A 19,833-nucleotide genomic window follows, 5' to 3' on the forward strand; every position below is an offset into this window, starting at 1 on the left:
GCGGGTTTGATGCAGCCCCTCAGGCCGCGGCGCCGGGAGGCGGCTCCTCATTCACCGAGCCGACCCGCCAATGCGCGCCATGCCTCTCCAGCCGGGTCAGGGACAGGTTCTTCACCGAAAGCTGGAAGGCCTGGTGCGGGTCGAGCCCCATGGCGTGCGCCACCGCGGCGCGGATCGACCCGCCATGCGCCACGACCACCACGTCCATCCCCTCCAGCCTCTCCGCCATCTCCTCCAGCGCCGGGCCGACGCGGCCGATCACGTCCTGCAGGCTCTCGCCGCCGGGGGGGCGCTCGAAGGCGCTGTGCGGCCAGAAGGGATGCGCCGGCTCGGTCAGCAGCCGGGTCATCTCCTCATGGGTGACGCCCTGCCACTGGCCCAGATGCTGCTCGGCGAAGCGCGGCTCCACCTCCGGCTCCGCCGGCCCGTAGCCGGCGGCGAAGATCGCCTCCGCCGTGGCCCGGGTGCGGGAGAGCGGCGAGTGAAACCAGCGCGCCCCCGGCGGCAGGCGGGCGGCCAGCCAGGCATAGGCGGCGCTTTCCTGCGCCATCGCCAGGGAACAGATGGCGACATCCATGTCGCCATACATCACGACACGCGCCGAGGGCTCGACGATGGCGTGGCGGATCAGGAAGAAGCGGGTCGGGGTCACGCCGGATGCTCTAGACCCTTTCAGGCGCCGGCGGAATTGCCCGGCCCGGCCCGGAGCCGCGGCGGAAGAACTTCCGGCATTCACCGTTTGTTCAAGGCAGCCGCGGGAAAGTGGCGCCGGCGCGGCCCTCCCGCGCTTCCACCCGGATCAGGACCGCGCAGAATGCCGCCCCCACCTTCCGCCACGCCGCACGCCGCGGCGCCGAGCCTGCCCAATGCCAGCCGCCCCGCCGCCGTGCCGGAAGCGGAGCCGGTGGCCTGCGCCCCGGCCTGGGGCGCGCCGCACCCCATGCTGGCCACCCATGCCGCCGGGCTGGCCTTCAGCATGCGGCTGCCCGGCTGGCAGGAGCCGCCGCAGGGCAAGGCGGCCATGGTGGCGCTGTCCCAGGCGCTGGCCCTGCGGCTGAGCCTGCGACCCGATCTGAGCCTGGGCCTCGAGCCCGCGCGGCTGCCGCCCCCGGAACCCGCGCCATCGCCCGCCACCTCGCCGGCTCCCTTGCCTGCCGGGGCGGAGGCGCGGCGGGCCGCCGCCCCGCGCGCCCTGCCGGACCGCTCCTGGTTCGGCTGAGGCGGCAGGGAAAGGCGCGGCCCCCCGCGCCTCACTCGCCGATGTTGAGCAGCGCGCCGCTGCGGCGCGCCGCCTCGAACTGCGCGAGAAAGACGCGGCCAAGCAGCGCCAGCCACAGCGCGTCGAGCAGAAAGGCGGCGGCGAGGTGCCACCCGTCCACCCGCCCCTCCAGCAGCGCGGCGCGCATGCCCTCGAAGACATGCGCGGCGGGAATCGCCTGCGCCACCCATTGCAGCGGCTCCGGCAGGGTGGCGAGGGGGTAGAACACGCAGGCAAAGGGCGTCAGGCCGAACAGCACGGACCAGGCCAGCGGCTCCGCTCCTGCCCCGTGCCGCAGGATCATGGCCGTGACGCCCAGCGCCACCGCCCAGCCCATCAGCATGAGCGCGGCGAAGAACAGCACCACCACGGGCCCCAGGGCGAACAGCCCGAAGCCGTAGAGCAGCCAGGCCAGCCCCACCGCCGGCAGCACGCCCACCAGCATGCGCAGCGTGGCCATGGTGACGAGCCCCGCCACCAGCTCCCCTGGCCGGAGGGGGCTGACGAAGATGTGGCCGAGGTTGCGGCTCCAGATCTCCTCCAGGAAGGAGAGCGCGAAGCCCATCTGGCTGCGCAGCGCCACCTCCCACAGCAGCACGCCCCCCAGCAGCACGCCGGCGGCCACCGTGGCGGTGTTCTGCTGCACCCCGGCGAGGTAGGCGGTGACGAAGCCCCAGACCAGCATCTGCAACACCGGCCAGTACATCAGCTCCAGCAGGCGCGGCCAGGAGCGGCGGTAGAGCGCCAGGTGCCGGTAGACCAGGCCCCAGACGCGGCGCAGCGCCCCGCTCATGCCTCCACCCTCCGGTCGCGCGCGATGTCGAGGAACACATCCTCCAGATTGTCCCGCCCGAAGCGGGAGACGAGCTCGTCCGGGCTGCCCTGATCGACCAGCCGGCCGCGCTTCATCATCAGCACATGGCCGCAGAGCCGCTCCACCTCGGCCATGTTGTGGCTGGCCAGGAGTATGGCGCAGCCGCTCTCGGCACGGTAATTTTCCAGCCAGCTCCGCACCCAGTCCCCCGTGTCGGGGTCGAGGCTGGCGGTGGGCTCGTCCAGCAGCAGCAGCTCGGGGCGGTTCACCAGTGCCTTGGCCAGCGCCACGCGCGTCTTCTGCCCGGCCGAGAGCTGGCCCGCCGGCCGGTCCAGGATCTCCTCCAGCTGCAGCGCGCGGGCCAGTTCGGCGATGCGGGCCTCGCTGCCGCGCACGCCATAGAGATGGGCATAGACGCGGAGGTTCTCCGCCACCGTCAGCCGGTGCGGCAGCGCCACATAGGGGGAGGAGAAGTTCATGCGGGCGAGCGCCGCGAAGCGGTCCCGCGCCATGTCGTGGCCCAGCACCGAGACGCGGCCGGCGCTCGGCACCAGCAGGCCCAGCAGCATGGCGATGGTGGTGGTCTTGCCCGCCCCGTTGCCGCCCAGCAGCCCCCAGGTGGCGCCGCGCGGCAGGGTGAAGCTCAGGGAATCCACGGCAGTGGTCTCGCCGTAGCGCTTGGTCAGGCCCTCGGCCCGGATGGCGGCGGATTGCATGCCCCGATTAAAGGGCGCCCCCGCCGCTTGCCCAGGGCCGCTTCCGTTACAACTTCGCCTGACCCGAAAGCACCGTCACCACGGCGCCGCCCACCCACACCATGCCCCCCTCGCGCCGGAGGAAGACGCGGCCGGCGCGGCCCAGCGCCGTGCCCTGGCTGGCCACATAGGCCTCCGGCGCGCGGCCGCTGCCGATGAGCCACTGCCCGAGGCCGGCATTGAGGCTGCCCGTCACCGGGTCCTCCGGCACGGCCGAGCCGGGGATGAAGGCGCGCACCTCGAACTGGGCGTCATCGCCATCCACCGCCGGGTCCCAGGGCGCGACGAGGCCGGGCCACAGCCCCTCCAGCGCCGCGTAGTCGGGCGAGACGGCCAGCAGCTCGGCGCGGGAGCGCAGCAGCACGCCCACCCATTCCGGGCCGTTGACGATCCACTCCGCCGCCAGGATGGCCTCGGGCGCCAGCCTCAGGCCGCGCCCCAGCCGGGCCAGGACCTCGGGCCCCACCGGGCCGTGGCGGAGCAGGGGCGGTGCCGCGAAGGCGAGCCGCCCGCCCTCCTCCCGCCGGATGCGGACAGGGCCCACGCCGCATTCCTGCACCACCTCGGCGCCCCGCGGCCTGCCGCCCGCGGCCAGCCAGGCATGGCAGCTCCCCAGCGTCGGGTGGCCGGCGAAGGGCAGCTCCCGCTCCGGCGTGAAGATGCGCACCCGGTAATCCGCCTCCGGCAGGGTGGGGCGCAGCAGGAAGGTGGTCTCGCTGAGATTGGTCCAGTTGGCGAAGGCGGCCATCTGCGCGTCCGACATGCCATCCGCCCCCAGCACCACGGCCAGCGGGTTGCCCTTCAGCGGCGTGGCGGAGAACACGTCGACCTGCTGGAAATCGAGGCTGGGCAAGGCGGCGGCTCCTGCGCGGGAGGATGGGAGGAGTGTTGTCCCATTCCACGCGCCTCCCTGTCCATGCGGCCCGCTCAGTCCTCGGGCGGCAACCCCACATAGCTTTCCGCCAGCGCCGTGGCGGCGGCGCGGGAGCTGCGCAGCAGGTCGAGCCCGGCCAGGTGGATGCGCCGCTCGAAGGGGCTGTCCTGCGCGTTGCGGTGCAGCATGGTGGTCATGGCCCAGGAGAAGCGCTCGCCCTTCCAGACGCGGCGCAGGCAGGTGTCGCTATAGGCGTCGAGCCGCGCCGCGCTGTTGTCGCGGTAGCGCTCCGCCAGGGCACGGGACAGCACCACCGCATCGGCCACCGCCAGGTTCAGCCCCTTGGCGCCGGTGGGCGGCACGATATGCGCCGCGTCCCCGGCCAGGAACAGCCGGCCATGCTGCATCGGCTCGCAGACGAAGCTGCGCAGCGGGATGATGCCCTTCTGGAAGATCTCCCCTTCCCGCAGCACCCAGCCATCATCGGTTTCGAGGCGGGCGCGGAGCTCGGCCCAGATGCGCGCATCCGGCCAGCGGGCGATGCCGTCCGCCGGGTCGCACTGGATGTACATGCGCTGGACCTCGGGCGAGCGGGTGGACAGCAGCGCGAAGCCCTCGCCCTGGTTGGCGTAGATCAGCTCCGGCCAGGACAGCGGCGCGTGGGCCAGGATGCCGAGCCAGCCGAAGGGATAGACCTTCTGGTATTCCGTGCGACGCGCGGCGGGAATGGCCTGCCGCCCCGGCCCGTGGAAGCCGTCGGCGCCGACGACGTAGTCGCAGTCCAGCCGCCGCTCCAGCCCCTCCCCGTCATGCCAGGTAAGGAAGGGGCGGTCGGTCTCCACATCGTGGATCGCCGTGCCGGAGACGCCGAAATGAATGGTGCCGCCATCGGCCAGCCGGGCGGCGATCAGGTCCCTCAGCACCTCATGCTGGGGATACACCGTCACCTTCCTGCCGCCGGTCAGCTCCTCCATGTCGAGATGCAGGCGCTGGCGGTTCCACTGCAGGGTGATGCCGGTGTGGAAATGGCCCTCGCGCAGCATCCGCGCGCCGAGCCCCATCTCCGTCATCATCTCCACCAGCCAGTGCTCCAGCACCCCGGCGCGGATGGTGCCCTCCACCTCGGCGCGGCTGCGGCTTTCCAGGATGACGGCCTCGATGCCGGCGCGGTGCAGACGGTGCGCCAGGAACAATCCGGCCGGGCCGCAGCCGACGATGCCGACCTGGGTGCGCATGGACCCTCCCCTTCCGGGACGTGCCGTCCCGCTTCTGGTGCTTTGGCGGCAGGCTACCGCGTCTGCCCGCCCGCGCTGAATGGACGGAAAGGCGGAATGCTGGCACTTTTCCGCCATGGAGATCGTTCCGCGCTTCTTCCTCTATGGTGAGGCCGGCGATGCGACGGATGCCCATTTCCTGCACATCGAGACCATCCCGCACCGCAGCCGGCCGCATGGCTGGCACATCGCGCCGCACCGCCATCCCGGCCTGCTGCAATTGCTGCTGGCCGAGCGGGGCGGCGGCGCCGCGCAGCTCGACGGGCAGGAGCGGGACTTCGCCGCCCCCGCCCTCTTCCTGCTGCCGGCGGGCGCGATCCATGGCTACAGCTTCCACCCCGGCACGGATGGCTGGGTGCTCAGCATCGCCCTGCCCTGGGCGGCCGAGCTGCTGGCCGAGGGCAGCCTGCCGGAGGCGGCGCTGCTGCTGGCACTGGAGCCGCGGGCGCTGGCCGCGCACCGCGTGCCGCAGCGCTTCGCCGAGCTGGCCGAGGAGTTCGCCGCGCACCGCCCCGGGCGCAGCCTGGCGCTGGCGGCGCAGCTGCGGCTGCTGCTGGTCGCCCTCGCCCGGCTGCGCGCGGAGCGGCCGGAAGGCGGCCTCGCCGTCCATCCGGACGCGCAGGCCTTCGCCCGCTTCCGCGCCCTGGTGGAGCAATGGTACCGCGAGGCGCGGCCGATGGCCGACTACGAGCGCGCCCTGGGCCTTTCCGGCAAGCGGCTCGCCGCCCTCTGCCACGCCGCCGCGGGGCGCACGCCGCTGCAGATCCTGAACGCCCGGCGCGCCGCCGAGGCACGGCGCGGCCTGCGCTACTCGACCCTTTCCGTGGCCGAGATCGGCTACGGGCTCGGCTTCCGCGACCCCGCCTACTTTTCCCGCTTCTTCCGCCGCATGACCGGGCTCACCCCCGGGCAGGCGCGGCGGGAGGGGCGCGGGGCATGAGCGTGCCGCCCGAGCCGCGCGACCTGCTGGGCGGGCTGTCCCGCGGGCTCGCCGTGATCGAGGCGTTCCACGCCCGGCCAGGCCGCGCCAGCATCGCCGAGATCGCCCGCGCCACCGGCATGACGCGCGCCGCGGCCCGGCGCTGCCTGCTCACCCTGGTCTCGCTCGGCTATGCGGAGGCGGATGGGCGCGGCTTCGCCCTCACGCCGCGCGTGCTGCGCCTGGGCGGGGCCTGGCTCGCCAGCGCCACCCTGCCCGCGCAACTCCAGCCGCAGCTCGACGCGGTGCGCGAGGCGACGGGCGAGAGCTGCTCCGCCGCCATCCTCGATGGCGGGGACGTGGTCTACATCGCCCGCGCGGCGGCGCGGCGCGTCGCCTCGGTGGCGCTGGGCGTCGGCAGCCGGCTGCCGGCGCACTGCACGGCGCTCGGCCGCGCGCTCCTCTCGGCCCAGCCCGAGCCGCTGGTGGACCGCTTCGTGGCGCAGCTCGCCCCCGCCGCGCTGACCGCCCACACCCGCACCACCCCCGCCGGGATCCGCGACGCCATCCGCGCCGCGCGGGAGCGCGGCTACGCGCTGGTGGACGAGGAGCTGGAGATCGGGCTGCGCTCCGTCGCCGTGCCGGTGCGCGACCAGCGCGGGCGCTGCGTGGCGGCCATCAACATCGGCGCGCGCACCGCGCGCGCGACGGACGCGGTGCTGCGGGAGCGGCTGCTGCCCGCCCTGCTCCGCGCCGCCGCCGAGCTGCGGCGGACCATTCCGGGCTGAGGCGCCCCAGGCTGAGGCGCCCCGGGCTGAGGCGCCCCGGGCTGAGGCGCCCCGGGCTCACATAACAAGCCGTGCGCATAGCGCACGGCGTTGCGGCGCCGCGCGCGCCGGACCTAGTCTCGCCCGCCATCAGAAGAACAGGGAATGCCATGACCCGCCAGGGGATCCGTCCATGATCAACAAGACCGTCCGCGACATGGCCGAGGCCATGCAGGGCATCGCCGATGGCGCCACCGTGCTGGTGGGCGGCTTCGGCTCGGTCGGCCAGCCCGACGCGCTGATCGACGGGCTGATCGAGCAGGGCGCCAAGGACCTCACCGTGGTCGCCAACAACGCCGGCAACGGGCGCGTCGGGCTGGCGCGGCTGATGGAGCTGGGGCGGGTGCGCAGGATCATCTGCTCCTTTCCGCGCTCCGCCGGCTCGGTGGTGTTCGAGGAGCTCTACAAGGCCGGCAAGATCGAGTTGGAGATCGTGCCGCAGGGCACGCTGGCCGAGCGCATGCGCGCCGCCGGCGCCGGCGTCCCCGCCTTCTACACCCCCACCGGCTACGGCACGCTGCTGGCCGAGGGCAAGCCCACCGCCGAGTTCAACGGCAAGCCCTGCGTGCTGGAGCACGCCCTGCCGGGCGACGTGGCGCTGGTCCAGGCGCACAAGGCCGACCGCTGGGGCAACCTGACCTATCGCCGCTCGGGCCGGAACTTCAACCCGGTGATGGCCATGGCCGCCGCGATCACCATCGCGCAGGTGGACATGGTCGAGCCGCTCGGCACGCTGGACCCGGAGGAGGTGGTCACCCCCGGCATCTTCGTCGACCGCGTCCTGCTGCACCCCGTGGCCTGAGAGGAGCTTCCCCCATGAGCGAGACCAGCTTCACCCCGCTGTCCCGCAAGGACATGGCCCGGCGCGTGGCGCAGGACATCCCCGAGGGCTGGTACGTCAACCTCGGCATCGGAATCCCGACGCTGGTGGCCGATTTCGTCCCCGCCGAGCGCGAGGTGGTATTCCACTCCGAGAACGGCGTGCTGGGCATGGGCCCCGCCCCCGCCCCCGACGACGCCGACCCCTGGCTGATCAACGCCGGCAAGCAGCAGGTGACGCTGCTGCGCGGCGGCGCCTATGTGCACCATGCCGACAGCTTCGCCATGATCCGCGGCGGGCACCTGGACCTGTGCGTGCTCGGCGCCTTCGAGGTGGCGGAGAATGGTGACATCGCCAACTGGGCGACCTCGGCCAACGACACCGCCCCCGCCGTCGGCGGCGCCATGGACCTCGCCGCCGGCGCCAAGCGGCTGTGGGTGGTGATGGAGCACACCACCAAGGAGGGCCACCCCAAGCTGGTGCGCCGCTGCGGCTACCCGCTGACGGCGATGCGCGCCGTGCGCCGCGTCTACACCAACCTCGCCGTGCTGGACGTGACGGAACAGGGCTTCGCGGTGGTGGACATGGCGCCGGGCCTGAGCTTCGACGACCTCCAGGCCCGCACCGACGCGCCGCTGCGCAAGGCCTGACGCCCGCCGGCCGCCCGGCGCGCGAGGCGCGGCGGGCGGCGGCTGGCCTGGCGGCCACATGGTTGGACGACTGGCGGCCGGGGCGCGGATCGGCCACGATCCGCGCGGACCTCCATCGAGACACCGCCATGCCTGATGCCTTCATCTGCGACGCCGTCCGCACGCCCATCGGCCGCTATGCCGGGGCGCTGGCGGCGGTGCGCGCCGATGACCTCGCCGCCGTGCCGATCAAGGCGCTGATGGCCCGCCACCCCGGCCTCGGCTGGGGCGCCCTGGACGACGTCATCCTGGGCTGCGCCAACCAGGCGGGGGAGGACAACCGCAACGTGGCGCGCATGGCCGCGCTGCTCGCCGGCCTGCCGGACAGCGTGCCGGGCGGCACCGTCAACCGCCTTTGCGGCTCGGGGCTCGATGCCACCGCCATCGCCGCCCGCGCCATCCGGGCGGGCGAGGCGGAACTGATGCTGGCCGGCGGCGTGGAAAGCATGACGCGCGCCCCCTTCGTGATGGGCAAGAGCGCCGAGCCTTTCGGGCGGCAGGCGGAGATGTTCGACACCACCATCGGCTGGCGCTTCGTCAATCCGCTGATGCGCGGGCAGTACGGCGCCGAGTCCATGCCCGAGACGGCCGAGAACGTGGCGGCCGACTTCCAGATCGGCCGCGCCGACCAGGACGCCTTCGCCTTCCGCAGCCAGGCCCGGGCGCGGCGCGCCATGGAGGATGGCCGCTTCGCGGAGGAGATCGTTCCCGTGGAGATCCACCGCCGCAGGGGCGGGCCGGTGATCGTCGGCCAGGACGAGCATCCGCGCCCGGACACCACGCCGGAGATGCTGGCCAGGCTCCCCACCCCCTTCCGCCAGGGCGGCACGGTGACGGCGGGCAATTCCTCGGGCGTCAACGACGGCGCCTGCGCCATCCTGCTGGCCAGCGAGGCGGCGGCGGCGCATCACGGGCTGGTGCCGCGGGCGCGCGTGGTGGCCAGCGCCACGGCCGGCGTGCCGCCGCGCATCATGGGCTTCGGCCCCGCGCCGGCCACGCGCAAGGTGCTGGACCGGGCCGGGCTCGACCTTTCCGACATCGACGTGATCGAGCTGAACGAGGCTTTCGCCGCGCAGGCGCTGGCGGTGACGCGCGATCTCGGCCTGGCCGACGACGCGGAGCATGTGAACCCCAATGGCGGCGCCATCGCGCTCGGCCATCCGCTCGGCATGTCCGGCGCCCGGCTGGTGCAGACGGCGGTGGCCGAGCTGCACCACCGCGAGGCGCGCTTCGCGCTGGTGACGATGTGCATCGGCGTGGGCCAGGGCATCGCCATGGTGCTGGAACGGGTCTGAGGCCGCCCCGCCCGCGCGAGGGAGCCGGTCAGCCGGGGCGGAACCCGCCGGGCGGGATCAGCCCGGGCGACACATAGGCGTGGTGCAGCGCGTCGAGCTGCGCCCAGAGCACGTCGCACTTGAAGCGCAGCGCCTCCAGCACCTGCTCCTGCTGCTCCGGCGTGCGCGCCTCGCGCTTGACGAAGTCCAGCGCGAAGTCGGAGTCGCGCGGCGCCTGCTCCAGCCGGTGGCCGAAATAGCGCAGCGTGTCCTCGCTGATGAAATCGTAGTGCCGCAGCATGCCCGAGACGCGCTCGGAGATGATGGTGGGCGAGAACAGCTCCGTCAGCGAGGACGCCACCGCCTCCAGCAGCGACTTGTCACGCACGTAGCGCACATAGGCATCCACGGCGAAGCGCGTGGCGGGCAGGATGCCGCGCCCGGCCTCCACCTCGGCGCGGGGGAGCCCCAGCCCGTCGGTCAGCGCCAGCCAGCGGGCGATGCCGCCCTCCCCCTCGGCATGGCCGTCATGGTCCTCCAGGCGGCGGCGCCATTCGCGGCGCAGCGCCGGGTCCTCGGCGCGCGACAGGAAGGCGGCGTCCTTCAGGGGTATGCGGCTCTGGTAGTAGTAGCGGTTCAGCGCCCAGGCCTGCACCTGCCCGCGGTTCAGCGCGCCGCCATGCAGCATGCGGTGGAAGGGGTGCAGGTTGTGGTAGCGCTCGGCGCCGACCCGGCGCAGCGCGGCCTCCAGCTCGTCCGGCGTCAGCAGCCGCGTCACCATGTCAGCTCCATCCCGTCCTCGGCCACCTCCCAGCCCAGCCGCGCGGCGGCGGCGCGCTCGGGCGCGTCGCTCCGCAGCAGGGGGTTGGTGTTGTTGATGTGCACCAGCACGCGCCGGCCGATCGCCAGCCCCTCCAGCGCCGCCAGCGAGCCATCCTCGCCGGACAGCGGCTGGTGCCCCATGCGCCGGCCGGTCTTCTCGCCCACGCCCGCGCGGCGCATCTCGTCATCGGTCCAGACCGTGCCGTCGAACAGCAGCAGCGCGGCGCCGTCCAGCCGGGCGCGCAGCGCCGGCGTCACCGCGTGGCAGCCGGGGATGTAATAGGCCCGCCGGCCATCGGGCGCCGTGAACTCCACCGCCACTGTGTCCTCCTCATCCGCCGCCGCGCCGCCCTCCAGGTAGAGCGGCGGCTTGCCGGGCACCGCGAAGAGCCGGACGGAAAGGCCCGGCAGCGCCCAGCCCTCCTCCGGCGCCAGCGGCTCGCGCCGGACATGGGCCGGGTCCAGGGCGTCGAAGATCCGGTTCGCGCGCAGGATGCCCAGCACGCGCGGCGTGGCCCGCAGCCCGTAGCCCTGCCGCTCCCGCAGCGAAAGGAGCCCGGCGACGTGGTCGATCTCCCCGCTGGTCAGCAGCACCTGCGCGATGGGGCTGTGCCTCGGGGCGCCCTCCCCTGGCCTGGGCCGCAGGGCGGGCGTGGCGGCGACCTGCCGCAGGATGTCGGGCGAGGCGTTCACCAGCAGCCAGCCTCCGTCCGCCAGCTCCACCGCCAGGGAGGATTGCGTGCGGGGCGAGACGCGCGGGTCCCCCGCCCAGGCCAGGCGGCAATTGCGGCAGGCGCAGTTCCATTGCGGAAAGCCGCCCCCCGCTGCCGCGCCCAGCACGATGAACCGCATCCGCCCCTGCAAGCCGGTGGGCCCAGGTCAGACGGCAGCGGCGCGGGAGGCGGGGCCCGGGCCGGTGCTGGGGAGGAGGAGACGGGGTGCGGTCCGGCGCGTCATCGGCATCCTTCTGGGGCGATCTTCCGGGCAAGGGCGGGGCACCCTCCGGAGGAGTGGACGGTTCCGGCCCTCACCTGCCGGCCAGACCCGGGCAACGTGGCGCCGCCGCGCGCGGTTGCAGGCCGCGCCGTGGCGCGTGATGGCGGAAGGCGACAACGAAACGGCGGCTGATCAGTTATGACGGCGAATGAATTCGTGCATGATGCGCGAAGGTTCCGCTCGCCCGGTATCGCCCGTCCATGTCCATTCCGGCGCCCGGCCGGCTGCCGCCCGGCCTCAGGATCTACGCCATCGGCGATGTGCATGGCTGCGCCGGGAAGCTGGCCCGGCTGCACGCCCTGCTGGCCGATGACTGGGCGCGCCAGCCGGCGGAACGCTGCGCCCTGGTGCATCTGGGCGATTACGTGGACCGCGGCCCGGACAGCGCCGCGGTGCTCGACCGCCTGTGCGGGGAAAGCCCTGTGCCGGGGGCGGAGCGGATCAACCTGCGCGGCAACCATGAGGCGATGATGCTGGATGCGCTGGCCGCCGGCCCGGGCACGGCGGCCGAGGACCTCTGGCTGTGGAACGGCGGCGACGCCACCCTGGCCAGCTACGGCGTCTGCCAGGGCCTGCCCGTGCTGCCGCTGCGGCACCGCGCGCTGCTGGCGACCATGCCGCTGCAATGGGAGGCGGGGGACTACCTGTTCGTCCATGCCGGCATCGACCCGCGCCGGCCGCTGGCGGCCCAGCGCAGCCAGGACCTGCTCTGGATCCGCGAGCCCTTCCTGTCCTGGCCCCGGCCGCTGCCCAAGGTGGTGGTGCACGGGCACACGCCCTGCCGCGCCCCGGAACTGCGCCCGAGCCGCATCGGCATCGACACGGGCGCCGTCGCCGGCGGGCCGCTGACCTGCCTGGTGCTGGAAGCCGCGCAGCTTCGTTTCCTCTCCGTATGAGAGGGCGCCTTGCGCGTGGCCGCAGGGCTGCGCTAGGCAGCTTGCCAATGCAAGGCCCCGTGCCCCCCTCCGCCCCTCCGGGCGCCGTTTCCGGCGCTTCTCCGGCTCCCCCGCAGGACGACAGCGCCGCGTCGCCGGCGGAGACTCCGCCGGATGCCGGAACCACCCCGGACGCCGCCGACCTCACCGAGGCCGTGCGCCAGCTCAAGCGCGCCTCCGTGCTGGTGGTGGGCGACGCCATGCTGGACCGCTACGTGTACGGCCGCGTCAGCCGCATCAGCCCCGAGGCGCCGGTGCCGGTGCTGGGGGTGGAGCGCGAGGTGGCCATGCCCGGCGGCGCCGGCAACGTGGTGCGCAACCTCACCGCGCTGGGCGCCGCAGTGGCCTTCCTGTCCGTGGTGGGGGACGACCAGGCGGGCAGCGACCTGACCGGGCTGATCGGCGGCCAGCCGCGGGTCGAGCCCTGGCTGCTGGTGCAGGGCGGCCGCGCCACCACCACCAAGACGCGCTTCATCGCCAACGGCCAGCAGATGCTGCGGGCCGACCACGAGATCGCCCGCCCCATCCACCAGCGCCTGGCGGACCGGCTGGTGCGCATCGCCACCGACACGGTGGCGGCCACCTCGGTGATGGTGCTCTCCGACTACCGCAAGGGCGTGCTGGCGGGCGACGTGCCGGAGCGGCTGATCGCCGCCGCCCGCGCCGCCGGCCGCCGCATCGTGGTGGACCCGAAGGGCGAGGACTTCTCCCGCTACGCCGGCGCCGACGTGATCACCCCCAACCGCGCCGAGCTGGCGCTCGCCACCGGCCTGCCGGTGGACACGGAGGAGGAGATCGTCGCCGCCGCGCGCGCGCTGCAGCAGCGCCACGGCTTCCCGGCCGTGCTGGTGACCCGCTCCGAGGACGGCATGACCCTGCTGGAGGGCGATGCCGTCCACCACCTGCCGGCCGAGGCGCCGGAGGTGCACGACGTGTCCGGCGCCGGGGACACGGTGGTGGCGGTGCTGGCCGCCGGCTACGCGGCCGGGCTGCCGCTGCCGCTGGCGGCGCGCATCGCCAACATCGCGGGCGGGCTGGTGGTGGGCAAGGTGGGCACCGCCGTGGCGCGCGAGGCCGACCTGCTGGAGGCGCTGACGCCCGAGCGCGGCGCGCTGCGCAAGGTGCTGCGCCGCGCCGCCGCGGCCGAGCAGGTGGAGCGCTGGCGCCAGCGCGGCTGGCGCGTGGGCTTCACCAATGGCTGCTTCGACCTGCTGCACCCGGGGCATGTCCACCTGCTGGAGCAGGCCCGCTCCTGGTGCGACCGGCTGGTGGTGGGGCTGAACGCCGATTCCAGCGTCAAGCGCCTGAAGGGCCCGGCGCGCCCGATCCAGCCCGAGGCGGCGCGCGCCGCCGTGCTGGCCTCGCTGGCCACCGTCGACCTGGTGACGATCTTCGAGGAGGACACGCCGGTGGAGCTGATCCAGCTGCTGCGGCCGGACGTGCTGGTGAAGGGCGCCGACTACACGGTGGAGCAGGTGGTCGGCGGCGAGCTGGTGCAGGAATGGGGGGGCGTGGTGAAGCTGGCGGCGCTGCTGCCGGGCAACTCCACCACCGCCACCGTGGCGCGGATGCGGGGCTGAGCCGCCCCATGCGCTGGGAGACGCTGTTCGAGAGGCGCCGCTTCCTCTCGGACGCGGCCCGCCCGGCGCCCAACCGCAACGCCTTCCAGATCGACCAGGACCGCATCGTCTTCAGCCGCCCCTTCCGGCGGCTCCAGCAGAAGACCCAGGTCCACCCCCTGCCCTTCAACGCCCATGTGCGCAACCGCCTGCTGCACACGCTGGAGGTGGCCTCGGTGGGCCGCTCGCTGGGCTTCGCGGTGGGTTCCCGGCTGCGCGGCGAGTTGGTGGCCGCCGGCCACACGCCGGACGACCTGGGCTACCTCGTGCAGGCCGTTTGCCTGGCGCACGACATCGGCAACCCGCCCTTCGGCCATGCCGGGGAGGAGGTGATCGCCACCTTCATGGCGCGCTGGATGGAGGCTGAGGGCCGCGCCAGCGGGCTGGGACTGGACGAGGACCTCCGCTTCTTCGACGGCAACGCCCAGGGCTTCCGCATCCTCACCCGGGCCGATGGCTACCGCGAGCGCGGCGGGCTGAAGCTGACCTCCGCCAGCCTCGGCGCCTTCCTGAAATATCCCTGGGACGCCCTGGACCCGCGCGCCGCGCGGCAGGGCCGGGCGGGCGTGAAGTTCAACCACTTCGCCACCGAGCGCGAGGCCTTCGCCGCCGTCACCGCCGCCTGCGGGCTGGAAGGGCCGCATCCGCGCCACCCCGCCGTGTGGCTGATGGAGGCGGCGGACGACATCACCTACGGCCTCGCCGACCTCGAGGACGCGGTGGAGCTGCAGATCGTCCCCTACGCCACCTATGAGGCGCTGGTGGCGCCGCTGGCGCGGGTGGAGGGGGCGCGGCTCGCGGCCGAGGACACGGAGGCGCAGAAGGTGGCGCTGCTGCGCTCGGGCGCCATCGGACGGCTGATCGGCGCGGCGGCGGAAGCCTATTGCGCGCACCATCCGCGCTTCATGGCCGGCGCCGTGCCGGCGGGCGATTCGCTGATCGGCTTGTGCGAGACGGAGCTGCGCGAGCTGTTCCGCGCCGTGCAGGACACCAACCGGGACAAGCTCTACTTCCATCCGCGCAAGGCGGAGTTCGAGATCGGCGCCTGGGACGTGCTGGAGAAGACGCTGGCGGTGTTCCTGGAGGCCTGCCTGGCGGTGGCGCGGCACGGCTTCGACGACATCCCCTCCCGCCCCCGGCAGGCGCTCTCGCTGATGCAGGACTACCACCCGAAGCCCGGCTTCACCCCGAGCGAGACGATCCGCTGCGCCGTCGATTTCGTGTCCGGCATGACGGACAACTACGCCGCCCACCTGGCCGCCCGGCTGCGCGGGCTGTGAGAAAGGGGGCGCTGGCCCCCTTCCCCTCTTCCGGCGGGATGTGGCCCTGGCCCGCGCCTCAGTTGGCGCTTTCGGGGCGCTGCTGCGGCGTCGGGTTGCCGGTCGGCGGCCTCACCTCCCGCGTCTCCAGCGAGGGCGCGCCGGTGGTGAACTGCGAAGGCCCGCCCGAGGGAGCCATGCCGCCCTGCCGCTCCGGCTGGCTGGCCGCGTTGCCCGGGGTCGGCGTGGTCGAGCCGCCCGGCGCGTTGCCCGTGTTGTTGCCCGTGCCGCTCTTGGCCTCGGGGCCGCTCAGCGTCGCGCCGCTCTCCAGCCCCGGCCGCGGGCCCAGCGGGTTCTGCGCCAGCAGCAGGCGCGGTGCCGCCTCGCTGCGGCGGTCGGGGCGGGGGGCCGCCCTGTCGGGCTCCGTGGCGCGGTCCAGCTCCCGCTCGGCGGCGGTGCCGGGCGGATTGCCCGGCGTGCCGTCCGACTGCCCAGGATAAGCGCCCGAGGTGTTGGTGCCGGCGGCACGGTCCAGCGCGCGGGTGGCGGCGGTGCCGGGCGGGTTGCCCGGCGTGCCGTCCGACTGCCCGGGATAGGCGCCCGAGGTGTTGGTGCCGGCGGCACGGTCCAGCGCGCGGGTGGCGCTGTTGTTCTGCAGGGTCTGCTCCTGCCGGCTGGCCGGAGGGGATGTGGCGGTGCCAGGAGTGGTGCCGGGGGTGGTCCCGGTGCCCTGGGCCAGCGCCAGGCCAGGGCCGGCCACCAGGGCGGCGGCGGTGGCCAGCGCCAGCAATCGGGGACGCGCGGTGACGGTCATGTGCTCCTCCATCCTGATGCGCGCCGGGCGCGCCGTCATGGAGGGAAACCACCCCGCCGGGGCGGGGTTGCGCTCCGTCGGCCCCGCGCCTCCGCGCCATTCAGCCCGGCGCCTCCCGCGCCGCCAGGATGTTGGCGAGCCCGTTCCAGCCGACCGGCTCCGGCCGGTCTTCTCCGCCGGCCAGCCCGGCCAGCCGCGGGCCGCGCCCGAAGGCCTCCCGCTTGGCCGGCCGGCCGCCGGGCCTCGCCGCGCGGCTCAGCGCGGCCGCAGGTAGCTCTTGCGGTCGAGATAGCCGCGGCGCCAGCGGGTGATGGCGGTGCGCTCGAACAGCCCGGCCTTGGTGAAGGGGTCGGCGGCGATGAAGGCCTCGGCCTCGGCGCGGGTTTCCACATCGACGATGTAGAAGCCGCCGCCGGCGTCGCTGCCGTCGTCGTTCAGCTTGGCGCCGCAGGCGAGCAGCTTCTCCACCTGCGATTCGAGGTAGTCGATGTGCTCCTCGCGCGTCGCCTTGCGCAGGTCGAGGCTGCCGGGCTTGTCGAAGGTCTCGATGATGTAGGGCATGAAGGGTGTTTCCTCCGTCTGGCTTGGACGCTGCCAGCCTAGCGGCTGGCTCGCCCCGCGCCAGCCCTCGCGGGCGCGGATTGCGCGGCAGGCCACACCGGAAGAAAGGAAGGAAGGGGGCGCGGACCGGGGTTGCACGCCCTGCCCGCGTGCAAAATCATCGGCCGGCGGCGTCCCCCTTCAGGTGCCGCGCGGCTGGACCAGACGGTTCGCATAGTGCGCCTGGCCCTCCCCGGTCCGCTTCCGGCCCCTGGCCCCCCCTGCGGGCCAGAAACCGGTTCCCACTGTTGCCTCGGGGGCTGGCGGAACCCGGGGAGAGTGCGGGATCCGGTGACGCGGTGGGACGGTAGTGACCGCTTTCCGCCAGCCCTCGCTGCAACTGCGAGTTATTCGCAATACATACCAACAGCCGGGTCGCGTCAAGCGGGATTTGCGAGAAGTTCGCAAAAAGAATGGGGCGGCACCATCCGCGTGGCGCCGCCCCCCTTCTGCTCCCGCGGGATACCGCCGTCAGATCACCAGCTCGATCAGGAACGGCGCCTGCTGGGCGCAGGACTGGGACAGCAGGTCCGCGCACTGCTCCAGCGTGGTGGCGCGCGCCGCCTCCACCCCCATGCCGCCGGCCAGCCGCAGCCAGTCCAGGTCCGGGTTGCCGAGGTCGAGCATGCTCATCGCCGTCGGGCCGGGATTGGCGCCCACGTTCTGGTACTCGCCGATCAGGATCTGGTACTTGCGGTTCGACAGGATGATGGTGGTGACGGGCAGCCTTTCCCGCGCCTGGGTCCACAGCGCCTGCAGCGTGTACATGGCCGAGCCGTCGGCCTGCAGGTTGATGACGCGGCGCTGCCCGCCGGCGCCGATCGCAGCCCCCGTGGCCAGCGGCATGCCGCAGCCGATGGCGCCGCCGGTGATGTGCAGCCAGTCATGCGGCACCGCCGCGTGGGTCTCCTTGTAGAAGCCGCGGCCGAAGGAGACGCTCTCGTCGGCGACGATGCCGCCCTCCGGCATCAGCGCCGCGAGGGTGCGCGCCAGGCCCTCCGGGGTCGGGGCGCCCCTGGCCGGCTCGGGGCGGGGCCCCGGGTCGGGGATGGCGGCCTGCGGCGCGCCCAGCTCGTCGACCAGCGCCTGCAGCGCGGCGAGGCCGTCCTCCTCGTAGCGGGACAGGACGTGGACGCTGGCCGTTTCCGGGTAGTGGAGGCTGGGCTTGCCCGGATAGGCGAAGAAGCCGACCGGCGCCTTGCTGTTCACCAGGATCAGGTGCTCCACCCACTTCAGCGCGTCGATCGCCATGTCCGCCGGATAGGGCACGCGCTCGAGCTGCAGGCGGCCGCGGCCGCGCTGGACGCGGGCATTGGACATCTCGGCCAGCACGCGCTGGCCGGTGGCCTGGGCGGCGCTCCAGGCCAGCGCCTGGCCCTCGGCCCGCAGGGCGACGCCGCCCAGCAGGATCAGCACGTTCTTCTTCTCGCGTAGGATGCGGGCGGCGGTCTTCACCGCATGCGGGTCGGGCGCCGGGCTGGGCGGCACGGGCAGCGCCTCGGCCGGCTCCGCGCCCTCGTTCCAGGCGGTGTCGGCGGGCAGGATCAGCGTGGCGATCTGCCCCGGCGCGGTGCGCGCGGCCTGCACGGCCACGGCGGCATCCGCGCCCACGCGCTTGGCGTCCATCGCGGTCCGCACCCAGCCGGAAACCGGGCGCGCCCAGCCTTCGGTGTCGGCGGTGAGCTGGGCGTCGAGCGGGCGGTGATAGGTCGCCTGGTCGCCCACGATGTTGACGATGCCGCTGCGGGCGCGGCGGGCGTTGTGCAGGTTGGCCAGGCCGTTCGCCAGGCCCGGGCCGCAATGCAGCAGGGTGGCCGCCGGCTTCTCGGCCATGCGCCAGTAGCCGTCCGCCATGCCGGTGACGATGTTCTCCTGCAGGCCCAGCACGCAGCGCATGCCGGGGATCCGGTCGAGCGCGGCGACGAAGTGCATCTCGCTGGTGCCCGGATTGGCGAAACAGGTGTCTACCCCGCTCTTCAGCAGGGTGTGGACAAGGCTCTCGGCTCCATTCACCGGCGTCTCTCCCTCGGCGGTCATCGGGCGGAGGGTGCAACCAAAGCGGCGCCGGGCCAAGGGGACGGGTATCGGATGGCGCTACCGGAGCGAAAAAGTCCGGCCGCGCCGCCCCTTTCCGCGTCCGCCGGTCAGGCCAGCCAGGCCGGGACCGGCAGGTTCCTCTCCCGCAGAAAGGCCGGGTTGAACAGCTTGGACTGGTAGCGCGCGCCACCGTCGCAAAGGATCGTCACCACCGTGTGGCCCGGCCCGAGCGCGCGGGCCACGCGGATGGCGGCGGCCACGTTCAGCCCGGCGCTGCCGCCGACGCAAAGCCCCTCCTCGGCCAGCAGCGAGAAGACCTGCGCCAGCGCCTCCGCGTCCGGGATGGTCTCGGCGGCGTCCACCGGCGCGCCATTGAGGTTGCCGGGCACGCGGGCGGCCTGGCCGATGCCCTCGGTGACGGAACCGCCGGGGCTGGCCTTCACCGTGCCGGTGTTCACCCAGGGCGCCAGGGCGCTGCCTTCCGGGTCGGCCAGCACGATCCGCACATCCGGGTTGCGCGCCTTCAGCGCCCGCGCCGTGCCCGCCAGCGTGCCGCCCGTGCCGCAGGCGCAGGTGAAGGCGTCCACCGCCCCGCCCGTCTGCTCCCAGATCTCGGGGCCGGTGCTGCGCTCATGCGCCAGGGCGTTGTCGGTGTTGTCGAACTGGTTGGCCCAGACCGCACCCAGCTCCTCCGCCAGCCGGCGGGACACATGCACATAGTTGCCGGGATCGCTGAAGGGCTTTGCGGGAACGAGGCGCAGATCGGCGCCGATCATGCGCAGGAAGTCCAGCTTCTCGCGGCTTTGCGTCTCGGGCACGACGATGACGCTCTTCCAGCCGCGCGCCTGGGCGGCCAGCGCCAGCCCGATGCCGGTGTTGCCGGCGGTGCCTTCCACCACCGTGCCGGGGCGGCCGGGGGTGAGCAGCCCGCGCTCCACCGCGCCTTGCAGGATGCCCAGCGCCGCCCGGTCCTTCACCGACCCGCCCGGGTTCATGAACTCGGCCTTGCCGAGGATCTCGCAGCCGGTTTCCGCCGAGGCGCGGCGCAGGCGGATCAGCGGCGTGTTGCCGACGGCGCCCCAGAAGCCATCCGCGATGAAGCCATCCGCGATGCGGGGAGCGGGGGCGGGCATCAGGCCGGCCGGGGCCCGACGGAGCGGGAGCAGGAGCGGGCTGCGATGAAGTCCGGAGCGTTCCGGCCCGACGGGATGCTCATGCGGCGTCCTCCTCCTGAGGGCGCCAGGAAA

Annotated in this window: 20 protein-coding genes; 9 read left to right on the forward strand and 11 right to left on the reverse strand. The window is 73.8% G+C overall.

Features of this window, described 5'->3' with window-relative positions:
* Positions 1-19: 19 nt before the first annotated feature.
* On the reverse strand, positions 20-652 hold the full coding sequence (locus CR162_RS05365) for a histidine phosphatase family protein (protein ID WP_099094512.1): 633 nt from the start codon (positions 650-652) through the stop codon (positions 20-22).
* A gap of 162 nt (positions 653-814) precedes the next feature.
* Here CR162_RS05365 and CR162_RS05370 point away from each other — a divergent pair, with 162 nt between their 5' ends.
* Positions 815-1,219, forward strand: coding sequence for a hypothetical protein (locus CR162_RS05370; protein ID WP_099094513.1), 405 nt, complete (start codon positions 815-817; stop codon positions 1,217-1,219).
* A gap of 31 nt (positions 1,220-1,250) precedes the next feature.
* Here the strand turns inward: CR162_RS05370 and CR162_RS05375 are convergent, their stop codons facing one another.
* The 4 genes from CR162_RS05375 to CR162_RS05390 all read right to left on the reverse strand — a co-directional run bounded on the left by CR162_RS05375 (position 1,251) and on the right by CR162_RS05390 (position 4,936).
* Positions 1,251-2,051, reverse strand: a complete 801-nt coding sequence (locus tag CR162_RS05375) for an ABC transporter permease (RefSeq protein WP_099094514.1) — start codon at positions 2,049-2,051, stop codon at positions 1,251-1,253.
* Positions 2,048-2,788: an ABC transporter ATP-binding protein gene (locus tag CR162_RS05380; RefSeq protein WP_099094515.1), complete on the reverse strand. Its 741-nt coding sequence runs from the start codon at positions 2,786-2,788 to the stop codon at positions 2,048-2,050. Before CR162_RS05380 ends, CR162_RS05375 begins: the two co-directional genes overlap by 4 nt.
* A 46-nt stretch (positions 2,789-2,834) precedes the next feature.
* Positions 2,835-3,680: a PhzF family phenazine biosynthesis protein gene (locus CR162_RS05385; protein ID WP_099094516.1), complete on the reverse strand. Its 846-nt coding sequence runs from the start codon at positions 3,678-3,680 to the stop codon at positions 2,835-2,837.
* Between the two features lie 74 nt (positions 3,681-3,754).
* Positions 3,755-4,936 carry a 4-hydroxybenzoate 3-monooxygenase gene (locus tag CR162_RS05390; protein ID WP_099094517.1) on the reverse strand — a complete coding sequence of 394 codons (1,182 nt, stop codon included), beginning with the start codon at positions 4,934-4,936 and terminating at the stop codon, positions 3,755-3,757.
* A 115-nt stretch (positions 4,937-5,051) separates the two neighbouring features.
* Here CR162_RS05390 and CR162_RS05395 point away from each other — a divergent pair, with 115 nt between their 5' ends.
* The 5 genes from CR162_RS05395 to pcaF all read left to right on the forward strand — a co-directional run bounded on the left by CR162_RS05395 (position 5,052) and on the right by pcaF (position 9,525).
* Positions 5,052-5,915: a helix-turn-helix domain-containing protein gene (locus tag CR162_RS05395; protein ID WP_176559733.1), complete on the forward strand. Its 864-nt coding sequence runs from the start codon at positions 5,052-5,054 to the stop codon at positions 5,913-5,915.
* Entirely contained in the window at positions 5,912-6,682 is a 771-nt protein-coding gene (locus CR162_RS05400) for an IclR family transcriptional regulator domain-containing protein (RefSeq protein ID WP_099094519.1), read from the forward strand. The genes CR162_RS05395 and CR162_RS05400 overlap by 4 nt, the downstream gene beginning before the upstream one ends.
* 172 nt (positions 6,683-6,854) lie before the next feature.
* Positions 6,855-7,523: a 3-oxoacid CoA-transferase subunit A gene (locus CR162_RS05405; RefSeq protein ID WP_099094520.1), complete on the forward strand. Its 669-nt coding sequence runs from the start codon at positions 6,855-6,857 to the stop codon at positions 7,521-7,523.
* Between the two features lie 14 nt (positions 7,524-7,537).
* A complete protein-coding gene (locus CR162_RS05410) occupies positions 7,538-8,191 on the forward strand; it encodes a 3-oxoacid CoA-transferase subunit B (RefSeq protein ID WP_099094521.1) in 654 nt (217 codons plus the stop codon).
* Between the two features lie 128 nt (positions 8,192-8,319).
* Complete coding sequence (gene pcaF / locus CR162_RS05415) at positions 8,320-9,525, forward strand: 3-oxoadipyl-CoA thiolase (protein ID WP_099094522.1); 1,206 nt, start codon at positions 8,320-8,322, stop codon at positions 9,523-9,525.
* A gap of 28 nt (positions 9,526-9,553) precedes the next feature.
* On the opposite strand, the gene pqqC is transcribed toward pcaF, so the two are convergent.
* Together pqqC and pqqB are read right to left on the reverse strand one after the other, a co-directional pair.
* Positions 9,554-10,282 (reverse strand): pyrroloquinoline-quinone synthase PqqC, encoded by a 729-nt coding sequence (gene pqqC / locus CR162_RS05420; RefSeq protein ID WP_176559736.1) that lies wholly within the window; start codon positions 10,280-10,282, stop codon positions 9,554-9,556.
* Complete coding sequence (gene pqqB, locus CR162_RS05425) at positions 10,279-11,178, reverse strand: pyrroloquinoline quinone biosynthesis protein PqqB (protein WP_099094524.1); 900 nt, start codon at positions 11,176-11,178, stop codon at positions 10,279-10,281. Before pqqB ends, pqqC begins: the two co-directional genes overlap by 4 nt.
* A 344-nt stretch (positions 11,179-11,522) precedes the next feature.
* Between pqqB and CR162_RS05430 the strand changes: the two genes are divergently transcribed.
* From CR162_RS05430 to dgt, 3 genes are read left to right on the forward strand one after another with little or no spacing between them, the layout of a single operon-like run.
* A complete protein-coding gene (locus CR162_RS05430; RefSeq protein ID WP_099094525.1) occupies positions 11,523-12,218 on the forward strand; it encodes a metallophosphoesterase family protein in 696 nt (231 codons plus the stop codon).
* Between the two features lie 47 nt (positions 12,219-12,265).
* Positions 12,266-13,837: a D-glycero-beta-D-manno-heptose-7-phosphate kinase gene (rfaE1, locus tag CR162_RS05435; RefSeq protein ID WP_245870139.1), complete on the forward strand. Its 1,572-nt coding sequence runs from the start codon at positions 12,266-12,268 to the stop codon at positions 13,835-13,837.
* A gap of 8 nt (positions 13,838-13,845) precedes the next feature.
* Entirely contained in the window at positions 13,846-15,156 is a 1,311-nt protein-coding gene (gene dgt / locus CR162_RS05440; protein WP_099094527.1) for a dGTP triphosphohydrolase, read from the forward strand.
* Between the two features lie 58 nt (positions 15,157-15,214).
* Here dgt and CR162_RS22310 read toward each other — a convergent pair whose 3' ends face one another.
* From CR162_RS22310 to CR162_RS05460, 4 genes are all read right to left on the reverse strand, one after another.
* The gene (locus tag CR162_RS22310) at positions 15,215-15,949 is read right to left on the reverse strand and encodes a hypothetical protein (RefSeq protein ID WP_176559734.1); all 735 of its coding nucleotides are present in this window, start codon (positions 15,947-15,949) and stop codon (positions 15,215-15,217) included.
* 255 nt (positions 15,950-16,204) lie between these two features.
* Positions 16,205-16,510, reverse strand: a complete 306-nt coding sequence (locus CR162_RS05450; RefSeq protein ID WP_099094528.1) for a YciI family protein — start codon at positions 16,508-16,510, stop codon at positions 16,205-16,207.
* Positions 16,511-17,020: 510 nt separating this feature from the next.
* Complete coding sequence (locus tag CR162_RS05455; protein WP_099094558.1) at positions 17,021-18,562, reverse strand: acetolactate synthase large subunit; 1,542 nt, start codon at positions 18,560-18,562, stop codon at positions 17,021-17,023.
* A gap of 131 nt (positions 18,563-18,693) precedes the next feature.
* A complete protein-coding gene (locus tag CR162_RS05460) occupies positions 18,694-19,719 on the reverse strand; it encodes a cysteine synthase A (protein ID WP_099094529.1) in 1,026 nt (341 codons plus the stop codon).
* Positions 19,720-19,833: the final 114 nt, after the last annotated feature.

Origin of the sequence: Teichococcus rhizosphaerae (genome assembly GCF_002631185.1) — a bacterium.
Classification (GTDB): domain Bacteria; phylum Pseudomonadota; class Alphaproteobacteria; order Acetobacterales; family Acetobacteraceae; genus Pseudoroseomonas; species Pseudoroseomonas rhizosphaerae.

Bases quoted from the DNA above. Each gene is read 5' to 3' on its own strand.
- CR162_RS05370 (WP_099094513.1), top strand. From the start codon at position 815: ATGCCGCCCCCACCTTCCGCCACGCCGCACGCCGCGGCGCCGAGCCTG.
- CR162_RS05375 (WP_099094514.1), bottom strand. From the start codon at position 2,051: ATGAGCGGGGCGCTGCGCCGCGTCTGGGGCCTGGTCTACCGGCACCTG.
- CR162_RS05380 (WP_099094515.1), bottom strand. From the start codon at position 2,788: ATGCAATCCGCCGCCATCCGGGCCGAGGGCCTGACCAAGCGCTACGGC.
- CR162_RS05390 (WP_099094517.1), bottom strand. From the start codon at position 4,936: ATGCGCACCCAGGTCGGCATCGTCGGCTGCGGCCCGGCCGGATTGTTC.
- CR162_RS05395 (WP_176559733.1), top strand. From the start codon at position 5,052: ATGGAGATCGTTCCGCGCTTCTTCCTCTATGGTGAGGCCGGCGATGCG.
- CR162_RS05400 (WP_099094519.1), top strand. From the start codon at position 5,912: ATGAGCGTGCCGCCCGAGCCGCGCGACCTGCTGGGCGGGCTGTCCCGC.
- CR162_RS05405 (WP_099094520.1), top strand. From the start codon at position 6,855: ATGATCAACAAGACCGTCCGCGACATGGCCGAGGCCATGCAGGGCATC.
- CR162_RS05410 (WP_099094521.1), top strand. From the start codon at position 7,538: ATGAGCGAGACCAGCTTCACCCCGCTGTCCCGCAAGGACATGGCCCGG.
- pcaF (WP_099094522.1), top strand. From the start codon at position 8,320: ATGCCTGATGCCTTCATCTGCGACGCCGTCCGCACGCCCATCGGCCGC.
- pqqB (WP_099094524.1), bottom strand. From the start codon at position 11,178: ATGCGGTTCATCGTGCTGGGCGCGGCAGCGGGGGGCGGCTTTCCGCAA.
- CR162_RS05430 (WP_099094525.1), top strand. From the start codon at position 11,523: ATGTCCATTCCGGCGCCCGGCCGGCTGCCGCCCGGCCTCAGGATCTAC.
- rfaE1 (WP_245870139.1), top strand. From the start codon at position 12,266: ATGCAAGGCCCCGTGCCCCCCTCCGCCCCTCCGGGCGCCGTTTCCGGC.
- dgt (WP_099094527.1), top strand. From the start codon at position 13,846: ATGCGCTGGGAGACGCTGTTCGAGAGGCGCCGCTTCCTCTCGGACGCG.
- CR162_RS22310 (WP_176559734.1), bottom strand. From the start codon at position 15,949: ATGACCGTCACCGCGCGTCCCCGATTGCTGGCGCTGGCCACCGCCGCC.
- CR162_RS05450 (WP_099094528.1), bottom strand. From the start codon at position 16,510: ATGCCCTACATCATCGAGACCTTCGACAAGCCCGGCAGCCTCGACCTG.
- CR162_RS05460 (WP_099094529.1), bottom strand. From the start codon at position 19,719: ATGCCCGCCCCCGCTCCCCGCATCGCGGATGGCTTCATCGCGGATGGC.